Origin of the sequence: Bacillus sp. GMs2/2 (assembly GCF_050172095.1) — a bacterium.
In the GTDB taxonomy this organism is placed as follows: domain Bacteria; phylum Bacillota; class Bacilli; order Bacillales; family Bacillaceae_G; genus Bacillus_A; species Bacillus_A cereus.
Genome location: NZ_JBNLYE010000135.1, coordinates 1 through 10,786 on the forward strand (window position 1 = coordinate 1; position 10,786 = coordinate 10,786).

The following is a 10,786-nucleotide window of genomic DNA, read 5'->3' on the forward strand; positions in this document are numbered from 1 at the left end:
TTGAATGAATAATTAAAAAATTCTTAAGAATTTACATGACAAAATAATAAGAAATATGTGAGAAATTAATTTTATACAAAAGGGATGGAGTGAAAGAGATGTCAACAAATGTAGTTACTGTAGAAAGTGTAGAAAAAACGTATGGGAAAAGAAATGAGAATCAGTCAAAAGCATTAAGGGGTGTATCGTTAAGTATTAAAGAAGGAGAATTTGTCGGGATCATGGGACCTTCTGGTTCTGGAAAAACGACTTTACTTAATGTGATAAGTACACTTGACCAAGCGACAGGTGGTAGTGTGACAATAGCTGGTACAAATATTACTTCTATGAAGGGCAATGCGTTATCTGATTTTCGCTCTCAAAAATTAGGTTTCATTTTTCAAGATTTTAATCTTCTAGAAAACTTATCAATTTATGAAAATATCGCTTTACCACTTTCTTTGCAAGGCGTACCGTCAAGTGAGATTACTGGAAAGGTAAATGACGTTGCGAAGAAATTAGGCATCACCGAAATTTTAACAAAATATCCGACGGCTGTTTCTGGAGGACAAAAGCAAAGAACAGCGGCGGCAAGAGCTTTAGTACATAATCCAGCAATTGTATTAGCAGATGAACCGACAGGTGCGCTTGATAGTAAAAACGCAAAAAGTTTATTAGAAGCGATGCAAGATTTACATGAAAATCATAATGTAAGTATTTTGATGGTTACACACGATGCATTTAGTGCAAGTTATTGTGAGCGTATTTTATTTATTCAAGATGGTCTTCTTTATAAAGAATTAAATCGTCAAGGCACTAGAGAGAATTTCTATCAAGGCATTTTAGGTGTGCTCGCTCATATGGGCTCAGCTGCTGAGTCTAAGTAGGGGGCGAAACTATGTTATTTAAATTATCACGTCATAGTATGAAAAAGATGTTAAAAGATTATATGGTTTTACTTATTGGCCTCGTTATTAGTATTAGTATTTTCTACATGTTCCAAACGATGGCGATGAATAGTGAATTTACGAAAGATAATAGCCTAATTAGTAGTATTAGACTCGTCTTTTGGGTAGGTGCAATACTATTATCTTTCATTACTGTATTTTATATTATATATGCCAACTCTTTCTTACTCACGTTAAGAAGAAAAGAATTCGGTATGTACATGATGCTTGGTGCGAAAAAGAAAAAAGTAGCACAGTTATTATTTATTGAAACATTCGGTATGGGGATTGTCAGTATTATTATCGGTATTTTAGTAGGGATGTTACTTGCAAGTGTAGCAGGAAACTTTTTAATGAATGGAATGGAAATTTCAGCAAAAGGTAGTTATGCATCTGTATACACACCAGCAATTTTAGTCACAGCTATTTTCTTCTTAATACTATTTTTCATTACTGGCTTAATGAACAGTGTCCGATTATTACGTAAAACTGAATTAGAGTTAATTCGTGAAGATGAAACACTAGATGAAGTGAAGAAAAGTAAAACTCGCATTATAATAATGACAGTACTTGGTGTATTACTAGTAAGTACAGGGTACTATTTTATGATCAATGTAAAAATTTATGCTGAATTAGGTTTTATTATAGCAACCATCGTTACAACACTTGGAACATATTTTATCTTTAGTTCATTACTCCCGTTTTTTGTGATGAAAATTAAGGGGAATAAAAAACGAAATGAAACTGGTCTAAATAGTTTTACATATGCACAGCTGCGCTTTCGAGTAAATAGTTTATCGAGAGTATTAGGTACTGTAGCAATGTTAATTGCATTAGGCGCAGGTGCGATGACGGCAGGTATGGCGTTCCAAAAAAATGTAGGTATTATGACAGACTTTTCTCGTGTATATGATGTTGTAATTCATGATCCGAATGATCAAGACAAAGCTGCCTTAAAAGAAATGGAAATTGTTGAAGAAAGCAAGTACAAATATAAAGTAGATGGAGAAGCGGTTTATTATTTACGTAACGACTTAACTGCGAAACCGCCACTTGTTTCAGACCATTTTGATACAAAAACTTTAAAAGAGCCTGTTCGCAAACGTGTGACTGAACCTTTAACTGAACCTGTATATTCAGCTTTAGAGGCTCCTGAATTAGCAAAATTCCCTCATATGCCAAAGGATTGGGAAGACGCAGTTGTAAGAGAGATACAAATTACGCATAATCAATTTAGCGGAAAACCAGTAAGAATTGCAGACGAAGAGCATTATAAAGGGATTCAAGGAACAGAACATACTGTAACATTAGCAAAAGTAGATGATATGAAAAAATATAAACCGTTATTGATCGAAATAGACAAGAGACAAAAAGCACAAATTGAAAAAGCAACAGGTGAAAAGGTAGACTTATTTACGAAAATGACAATTTATCAGTTTATGAACAGCTTCATGAGCGGAACAATGTTTATGGGATTTTTCCTCGGAATTGCCTTTTTAGCAATGATGGCAAGTTCCCTTATGTTCAAAATATTAACAGGTGCTTCTCGCGACGTACGCCGTTATGAAATGTTACGAAAAATTGGTGTGAGACGTAGTATGTTAACGAAAAGTATATATAAAGAAATTTCGTATTTATTTATCTTCCCAGCGATCATTGGCATTTCTCACGTTTTAGTTGGGCTTAACTTATTCAGCTTTATATTAGTTGACCCGTTTGTGAAAGTGTGGGTGCCAATAGGAATCTTCTTAGTCATTTATTTCATGTATTACTGGATAACTGTTCAACTTTATAAAGGTATGGTAATGCCGAAAAAAGAGGTAGCTAAATAGTTTATGAAAAGAGTCCTTGTGTTGAAAGCAAGGGCTCTTTTCTATGTGTTTTTATAAAAATGTGTATGCGAGATGTTTTCAAATCTTTCTGTAATGAATATAACTTGTTAGACGTAATTCTTTATAACGTTGGATTATCACATTCTCAAACTGTCTTATTAGAAAGGGATTTAAAAAATCCATTGCCTACTAAGCTTCATTCCATGCAGCAAAAACATATTTTGATAAGATAGAAGCAGATCAAAAACAATTTATTACTTTTGAGAAATCAGCTCATTATCCACAATTTGAAGAGAAAGAAAAATTCTATAAGTGGATGTGCGATACATTCATAAAATAAAGTATATCCGAACTTTAGAGAATTGAAATAGTTAGCGAGATGTATAAAGATTTTTAGATGCATAGTATTACATAGTATTAACTGAAGCGAAATTAAATAAAAAGACTCTTGATAAAAAATAAGAGTCTTAAGTACAACCAACTATGAATGACTTTTCTTTTTATAAAGAGATACAAAAATAAAAAAAGATAGCTGAAGACAAATTGTTTTCAGCTATCTTTTTTCGCCTAAAGTGGAGGTAAATCAATCTTACCTTCTTCAAATAATTCTTTTATCATATGCTTCGTATAACCAGCGGCTTGACCAAATGTGATTTTTGCTGGCATTGGTGCTTCGTTAGCATCTACAACTACATCAATAATACACGGTTTATTTTGTTTTACTGCATTTTCGAAAGCGGGAAGGAGTTCATCTAAATTCTCAACACGGTATCCAATACCTCCACACGCCTCTGCATATTTTGCAAAATCAGGGTTCGTTAAATCTGTTTCGAATTCGATATTACCCATGACTTCTTGCTCGAATTTAATCATCGCAATTTTATTATTGTTTAATACGACGACAACGATTGGTAATTTATATTTTACAGCTGTTACGAAGTCATTCATCGTCATTCCAAATCCGCCATCACCACAAACTGCAAATACTTGTTTATCCGGGAATGCAATTTTTCCAGCAAGAGCACCAGGTAAACCGCAACCAAGTGTTGCGAGCCAGCTAGAAATGACAAATTGCTGGTTTGTCATACGGAAGTGTCTTGCGGTCCATACTGTTACATTTCCAACATCGACTGATAGAATTGCGTCATCATGTGCTACTTGCTGCAGAGCATGCATAACGCGTTGTGGTTTAATTGGAATGGAAGAGTCTTCTTCTTGATCGTGTAATTTATCTTCCCACTTTTTCATCATTTCTTGGTGCTGTTCTAAGAAGGAATGATCTGTGTGTTCTTCAACATTTTCAATTAACCATCGTAATGTTTTATCAGCATCACCAGCTAAACCAATATCTGTCGCATAACGTTTCCCAATTTGGGCAGGATCTGTATCGATATGAATTGTTTTTGCTTTTTCAGGTAAGAAGCCGGTGAACGGATAAGAAGTACCGACCATAATTAAAGTATCTGCATGCTTCATTGCTTCATAAGAAGGTTTCGTTCCAATTAATCCTAATCCACCGATACAAAGAGGATGCTCATCAGGAATAATTCCTTTAGCAGGTAATGTAAGTACGATTGGAGCACCAATTTGTTCTGCTAATGCAAGTAAAGATTCTCTCGCATGTTTTGTTCCTTTTCCAGCTAAAATCACAGGCTTTTTCGCTTCATTTATTGCGAGTTTCGCTGCATCTAAATCTTCTTTTTGTGGAAACAACTCAGGCAAAGTAAAAGAAGTATTTGTAACACGGGCACCATTTTTCACTTCAAATTTCGGGACATCATCTGGAATAGTAAGAACGGATACACCTTTTTTCGTATAAGCCATTCGAATTGCTTGATTCACTACGGCAGGTAGTTGCTCTGCTGACATAATACGCTGGTTATAAACCGCAACATCATCAAACATTCTTTCTAAATTTACTTCTTGGAAAAAGTCCGTTCCAAGTAAATCGGTTTCTACTTGACCTGAAATTGCTAGAACAGGGGCTTTATCGAGTTTCGCATCATATAAACCATTTAATAAATGAATAGCACCAGGTCCTGCAATTGCCATACAAACGCCAAGTTTTCCTGTTAATTTCGCATAGGCGGCCGCTGCTAATGCACCAGCTTCTTCATGGCGAACTTGAATGAATTTAATTTTATCTTGTTTTTTTCTTAAAGCTTCAATGATAGAATTGATGGAATCTCCAGGCATACCGTATATGTGTTCTACTCCCCAATCAATTAATAAATCAACTAATGCTTCACCTGCTGTTTTCCCAAACATAATTGTTCCTCCTTATAATAGGTAGATAACATTATGTTTTGAATAAAAAGGAAAAATATACAAGTAAGAAATTTATCTAGTTATTTGTAATCCAAGAATCAGTGTGGGAGGAACAAAAGTTTCACTTTAGCAACTTTAATGATGACCAGCGAATAAAGTGAACACTGTTATTAGTAAAAAACCACTAGTTGCCCACATTAGAAATGTAAGGAAAGAGAGCTGTTTCTTAGCTTTCCAAAGCATTTCATGAATTGTGACATATCCAAGTGAACCAATAGCACTTCCCATAATGAGGCCTTGCAGGTGAAGAGCTTTTCCTTCCATCAAAATGCCAAAAACTGTGCCAGTACCGAGAATAAGAGAAAGTAATAAAGTCGTTAATAAAAAGGAAATATATTTATGTTTTGTAAAAAGAAATGGAATAATTAAAGCTAATCCTTCTGGAATATGGTGAACGACGATTGCTATTAAAAAGGGAATGGCAGAGTCATTATGATTTATAAAAGCTGTACCTAACGCAAATCCACTCGGTATATTATGAATAAATATAGCGAAAGAGAGAAAAAGAAAGGTTTGCCATGCTTGCTGATCTTTTTTATGTATCATTGGATGGTGACAATAGTTATCTAATAAGCCCATAACTAAAATACCGATAGCTATACCAAGTATAGGTCCAATCATTTCATAGCTTGAAAATGTTTCAGGAATAATTTCAAGTGACAATAACCCAAACAAAATACCGCCACATAATGCGTATAAACGATGCATCTTTTCTTCAATGAGTTGGCGTGTTGCTACTCCAACAGCACCGCCTAATAGTAATCCACCGAACGAAAAAAATGTTACAATCATTGGAATCCATAAACGTTCCATAGTATCACACTCCGATTCTATTCCCTTATTTTTAGCTTACGAAAAGGAAAGTTAGATTAGTCCAAGTAATTGTGTTTGATTATAGAGAAAAAAGTAGTGATTCGTTATAATTTATATATTAATTTTAAGTGAGAAAATGAAAAGGGGAATTGGTTATGCAACAAATTAAAAAAATAGGAAACTCATTTTGGTATATGACACCTGTTTCTGAAACAGATAGACCTATCTTAGGAATGGTCGTTGGACAAGAAAAAACGTTAATGATTGATGCAGGAAATTCAGAAGAACATGCACAATTATTTTTAGAAATGTTAAAAGAACAAAATGTATCGAATCCTGATTTTGTAGCATTAACGCATTGGCATTGGGATCATATTTTTGGATTATCTGTATTACAGAATGCATTAACTATTTCGCAGGCTGAAACGAAAAAAGAAATGCAGGCAATAGTATCTTATGAATGGACAGATGAAGCGTTGGACGCACGCGTAAAAGAGGGTACTGAAATTGCATTTTGTGCGGATTGTATCAAGAAAGAGTTTGAAGAAAAAGCGAGAAATATTAACATTATTCCTCCAACCTTAACGTTCCAGGATCAAATGGAATTAGACCTTGGTGAAGTGACATGCGTGTTAAAACATGTGGGCGGAGATCATGCGCATGATTCAGTTGTTATGTATATAAAAGAAGAAAAGATATTGTTTGTAGGAGATTGTATATATGCAGATATTTTTTCTTCAAAGTGGAACTATACGACGAAAAGAACGTTTAAATTGATAGATGAATTAGAGAAATTTGATGCTGAGACATATATTCTTTCTCATGGGACAGCTATAAATCGAGACGAGTTTTTACAAGAAATTCATTTGCTAAAAACAGTAGGAACATATACAGAAGCTCATAAAGGCGATGAAGAGAAGATAAAGGCAGCGTATAAACAAGAGCTAGATAGAGAATTAAATGCAGATGAGTTAGAAACAATAACGTATTTTGTCAATGGTTATGAAATGAATAATCTGTAAGACACTACATTAATCAAATATAATTAAATTGCACAAAAAGAGTATTGAAATTTAATTCAATACTCTTTTTAATAGTTAAATATCTAGTTACAACCAATTTTTAAAATTGGGGCTCGTTATCTGAAGTTATATCACTTTATAGGGGTTCAGATAGCAGCTTTCTTTGCTAATTCAGTAATATATTCAAAGAAAACATCATGTTTTACATCATAAATGACATTTACAGGTCGTCCATCAGTAGTTTCTTCTGTACGTCCTTGGCTTGGTCCGTATGTATGAACAATACTATTAATTGTTTCAGTTTTTGCAAGGTTAGTGTTTCCGACAAGCGCGGTAGTTAGTACATCCCATAAATAGTAGGTAGAGTTCGTTGAGAAGTGAACGAGAGGGGGAACCATTGCATAGCATTGACCAAGGAAATCCATACCAATATACTTTCGTTCTTTTGCCCATTGTTCACGTATGTTTATAGTTAACGGAACTTGGTTTGTACTTTCTAGTGTCACTAAGTCGATTTTAATTTTTGCATCCCATACACGAGCCACTGCTTCAGGGTCCCAAAACGAATTCCACTCAGCTGTTCCATCATGCTCTGGTTCATGTACATTGCCAGCTTTAAGAAATGTACCACCCATCCAAACGAGGCGTTCAATTTTATCTTCGATTATGGGAGCTTCATATAATGCACGAGCAAGGTCAGTTAGGGGCCCAGTAAATAATAAAGTTGTTTTTCCTTCCGTTTGTAGAAGCGTTTCTATTAAATGATGATGCGCGGGTTTTGCCACCACGGGTGTTACAACTTTTCCAGACTCATTTAAAATTGGTAAAGCATCTACATAAAATGCATGCATCCGCCAGTCTTTCGGAAACGGGTTTTGCCCACGAGAGTTTGAAGCGGCTACTGCAATATTATCTTTGCTGAAGCGATCAATAATTTTACGACTTGCAGACATTGCGGGTTCTAAATAACAGTCTGCTGGGATAACAGATACACCGGTAAGTTCAACGTTTTCCATTTGAAGTAATAAAAATAATGAAATTAAATCATCTACGCCGCCATCATGATTGAAGTACACTTTTTTCTTCATTGTAATCTCCATCCTATATGATTTAGTTAGAAATTAAATATGAATTGAGGAAAAGTCATCAATAATTTCCACCACTTCAATTTCTCCATTAATCAGTAGCTCAGGAAGATCATTTCTAATATTTCCTTTCCAATACTCTCTAGCTTGTTCGATTTTTTGAGAAAAAGGAATTCCATCTTCTTTCGGTAAAAGATTCCCGTCACCTTCAAAAGAATTTCCGATCACTCGTAGTTTAACAATCTGTAAAACTTCTCGATTGTAAGAATCAAATAATGTTTTCCATTTTAAAGCATCTTCATAGCTTTTTGAAGCGTATAAACAAGATAACCTGGAAGGGTATTCAGGGAATTCTTGTAGTCTAACCATTTCTACAATTGTTTCTCTAAATGCTCTAATTGTTTGATCCATATAACTCATAACTACTTTAGTATTTTCATTATTTATATGTAATTCGTTATTTTTATAGTGTTTATTTAAAATTTGTATGCCATCTTCACCACTAGCATTTAATTGTTCTCTTTCAAAAAAGAAGTGATATAGAGTATTGTGTTGATTTTTGTTAAAAAGAATGATTTGTCCGATATGCATTTTTTTCCTTGTTACGATGTGATATGCGTAAAATTCTGCTTCATTCATGGTTATCCTCCTAGTAATAGTGTAATGCAATGTTAAATTTAGTAATTCAACATTGCGATATATATAACCTCTATAAGTAAAAGTGAGAATTTGAGTAGAAAGGAAAAAATGAAAACGTTTTAAATTTGTTCACAAAATGTTCACTTACGAAGGGGTTTCCAATGTCGATATAATGACAAAGACTCAAAGAGAAAGGGTGATGAAATTTGCCAACAACAAGAAAGGAAAACCTCCAATTTGGCATGATGATGTGCCTTGGGATGGTTATCGTAATGACGTTTTACAATTTACTAATGAATGAAACAGGAGGACCAATTTATATTAAAGAGATTGCATTAGAACTATTAATTGGCTTTATTATTGCACTATTAATTGAAATATGTATCGTTGGACCTTGTGCGAAAAAAATTGTATTCATATTGCCATTTGATAAATCTAAAAAAATAAATATTATCGTTGCAATGGCGACAACTATGGTAATTGGAATGGTGTTCTTTATGTCATTTTTCGGTATGGCTATGATGTATTTACATGGTGGACTACAAGGAGATTCATTTGTTTCCATTTATTTTTCGATTTTTATTAAAAATTTCATAATGGCATATCCATTACAATTAATTATTATGGGACCGCTTGTACGTTTCTTATTTGCAAAGTTTGTTATGAAAAAGAAATCTTTTAATGTAGCGTAATTTTCATTTACAAAACATTATATATAAATAATAAAAACACATCTCGCATTTTTGAGGTGTGTTTTTTTGTTCATTCCAAGTTATTTTCATAGTGATGTGACATTTGTCCTTTTGCCATTATAGGATGATGGTTTTTAATTAAGTCAGAAATAAAGGATGAGGAGATGATTTTTTGAAAGGTATTATATTTGCTATTTTTGCGGGGATATTTATAACACTTCAAGGAACCTTTAATGCGAAACTTAGTTCACATATCGGTATATGGTCGACGAGTATTATAACCCATTTAATTGGATTCAGTATTGCAACAACTGTATTTTTGTTAAAGAAAGAAGAGAAAATAACGGATTTAAAGAGTGTGAAAAAAATATATTTAGCAGCGGGTGCATTTGGTGGATTCATTATTTGTGCAGAAACTATGGCGATATATGCACTAGGAGTTACATTGACAGCTGGCACACTTATGGTTGCTCAATTGTTAACGGCAACAGTTATTGAAATGAAAGGACTATTTCATATAAAAAAGATACAGATGGAGAGATATCATATTGTGGGAACAATAATAATGATTATAGGTATTGTTGTATTTAATATGTAAATGAAAGGAGAAATGAATATGGAGGATAGATCAGGTTTAATTACGCATTATTTGAAAACCAATAAAACGCTCGAGGTTTTTTCAGAAATAGATACAGCTTATTTTCAATTAAATCACTTTGAAAAAGGCGAGCTCATTTGCAATATAGATGACGAAATGGATCGTTTATATTTTGTTGTTAAAGGTAAAGTAAAAGTTTATACGATTACACCTGAAGGGAAGAAACTAATTCTTCGCTTTATCAATCCATTGGCCATTGTTGGTGATATTGAACTAATTCAAAATAGCAAAGCACATAATGTCGTTGAGGCTTGTTCAGATGTTGTAGCAATCTCTATTTCTAATACGGTTATTAGAAACAAGTTATTACATGATCCTATATTTATAAAGTTCTTGCTTGAAAACATTGCGAACACATTAAAAATATCGACTCGTTTTACTGCTCTTAATTTACTTTATCCTGTAGAAGTACGTGTAGCTAGTTATTTGCTTTCAATTTCAACAGATAGTAACGGGAATATGTATAAAGAGGATTTGGATGCAACTTCGGTAACGAGTATTGCGGATTTTATAGGGGTAAGTTATAGGCACATAATACGGGTATTACAAAGATTTTATAATGAAAAATTAATTGAAAAGAGTAATGGAGTTATTGTAATTAAAGATTTTTGTAGAATGAAGGAAGTCGCTAAAGATAATATATATGAGCAATGAAAGGGAGGGGTAGATTTTGATTGGATTTAGTTTAGCTATATTAGCAGGAATATTAATTAGCGTACAATCTGTTTTTAATGCAAAAGTAAATGAAAATGTAGGACAGTGGTTAACGACTACATGTGTCCTTGGAATAG

Annotated in this window: 11 protein-coding genes and 1 pseudogene; 8 read left to right on the forward strand and 4 right to left on the reverse strand. The window is 33.6% G+C overall.

Annotated features, from left to right (window positions below; genetic code table 11):
• The first annotated feature begins 98 nt into the window (after positions 1–98).
• The 3 genes and pseudogenes from ACQGS6_RS16765 to ACQGS6_RS16775 form a co-directional block, all read left to right on the forward strand.
• Positions 99–866: an ABC transporter ATP-binding protein gene (locus ACQGS6_RS16765; protein ID WP_000106427.1), complete on the forward strand. Its 768-nt coding sequence runs from the start codon at positions 99–101 to the stop codon at positions 864–866.
• 11 nt (positions 867–877) lie between these two features.
• Positions 878–2,758, forward strand: coding sequence for an FtsX-like permease family protein (locus tag ACQGS6_RS16770; protein ID WP_426965331.1), 1,881 nt, complete (start codon positions 878–880; stop codon positions 2,756–2,758).
• 92 nt (positions 2,759–2,850) lie between these two features.
• Positions 2,851–3,098 (forward strand): annotated as a pseudogene (locus tag ACQGS6_RS16775) (hypothetical protein); the annotation flags it as partial.
• A gap of 227 nt (positions 3,099–3,325) precedes the next feature.
• Here ACQGS6_RS16775 and ACQGS6_RS16780 read toward each other — a convergent pair.
• Positions 3,326–5,026, reverse strand: coding sequence for a pyruvate oxidase (locus ACQGS6_RS16780; protein ID WP_000467239.1), 1,701 nt, complete (start codon positions 5,024–5,026; stop codon positions 3,326–3,328).
• Positions 5,027–5,161: 135 nt separating this feature from the next.
• Entirely contained in the window at positions 5,162–5,899 is a 738-nt protein-coding gene (locus ACQGS6_RS16785) for a ZIP family metal transporter (protein ID WP_000440615.1), read from the reverse strand.
• A gap of 155 nt (positions 5,900–6,054) precedes the next feature.
• Between ACQGS6_RS16785 and ACQGS6_RS16790 the strand changes: the two genes are divergently transcribed.
• Complete coding sequence (locus ACQGS6_RS16790) at positions 6,055–6,921, forward strand: MBL fold metallo-hydrolase (protein ID WP_001186122.1); 867 nt, start codon at positions 6,055–6,057, stop codon at positions 6,919–6,921.
• Positions 6,922–7,067: 146 nt separating this feature from the next.
• On the opposite strand, the gene ACQGS6_RS16795 is transcribed toward ACQGS6_RS16790, so the two are convergent.
• Together ACQGS6_RS16795 and ACQGS6_RS16800 are read right to left on the reverse strand one after the other, a co-directional pair.
• On the reverse strand, positions 7,068–8,021 hold the full coding sequence (locus tag ACQGS6_RS16795; RefSeq protein WP_426965332.1) for a nucleoside hydrolase: 954 nt from the start codon (positions 8,019–8,021) through the stop codon (positions 7,068–7,070).
• 21 nt (positions 8,022–8,042) lie between these two features.
• Positions 8,043–8,645, reverse strand: a complete 603-nt coding sequence (locus tag ACQGS6_RS16800; protein WP_426965333.1) for a DUF2441 domain-containing protein — start codon at positions 8,643–8,645, stop codon at positions 8,043–8,045.
• A gap of 206 nt (positions 8,646–8,851) precedes the next feature.
• Here ACQGS6_RS16800 and ACQGS6_RS16805 point away from each other — a divergent pair, with 206 nt between their 5' ends.
• The 4 genes from ACQGS6_RS16805 to ACQGS6_RS16820 all read left to right on the forward strand — a co-directional run.
• Entirely contained in the window at positions 8,852–9,337 is a 486-nt protein-coding gene (locus ACQGS6_RS16805) for a hypothetical protein (RefSeq protein WP_002103059.1), read from the forward strand.
• Between the two features lie 172 nt (positions 9,338–9,509).
• On the forward strand, positions 9,510–9,935 hold the full coding sequence (locus tag ACQGS6_RS16810) for a DMT family transporter (RefSeq protein ID WP_044584443.1): 426 nt from the start codon (positions 9,510–9,512) through the stop codon (positions 9,933–9,935).
• A gap of 18 nt (positions 9,936–9,953) precedes the next feature.
• The gene (locus tag ACQGS6_RS16815; RefSeq protein ID WP_000390200.1) at positions 9,954–10,649 is read left to right on the forward strand and encodes a Crp/Fnr family transcriptional regulator; all 696 of its coding nucleotides are present in this window, start codon (positions 9,954–9,956) and stop codon (positions 10,647–10,649) included.
• Positions 10,650–10,665: 16 nt separating this feature from the next.
• On the forward strand, positions 10,666–10,786 hold a 121-nt coding region (locus tag ACQGS6_RS16820; RefSeq protein WP_426965334.1), incomplete at its 3' end, for a DMT family transporter.

Bases quoted from the DNA above. Each gene is read 5' to 3' on its own strand.
- ACQGS6_RS16765 (WP_000106427.1), top strand. From the start codon at position 99: ATGTCAACAAATGTAGTTACTGTAGAAAGTGTAGAAAAAACGTATGGG.
- ACQGS6_RS16770 (WP_426965331.1), top strand. From the start codon at position 878: ATGTTATTTAAATTATCACGTCATAGTATGAAAAAGATGTTAAAAGAT.
- ACQGS6_RS16780 (WP_000467239.1), bottom strand. From the start codon at position 5,026: ATGTTTGGGAAAACAGCAGGTGAAGCATTAGTTGATTTATTAATTGAT.
- ACQGS6_RS16785 (WP_000440615.1), bottom strand. From the start codon at position 5,899: ATGGAACGTTTATGGATTCCAATGATTGTAACATTTTTTTCGTTCGGT.
- ACQGS6_RS16790 (WP_001186122.1), top strand. From the start codon at position 6,055: ATGCAACAAATTAAAAAAATAGGAAACTCATTTTGGTATATGACACCT.
- ACQGS6_RS16795 (WP_426965332.1), bottom strand. From the start codon at position 8,021: ATGGAGATTACAATGAAGAAAAAAGTGTACTTCAATCATGATGGCGGC.
- ACQGS6_RS16800 (WP_426965333.1), bottom strand. From the start codon at position 8,645: ATGAATGAAGCAGAATTTTACGCATATCACATCGTAACAAGGAAAAAA.
- ACQGS6_RS16815 (WP_000390200.1), top strand. From the start codon at position 9,954: ATGGAGGATAGATCAGGTTTAATTACGCATTATTTGAAAACCAATAAA.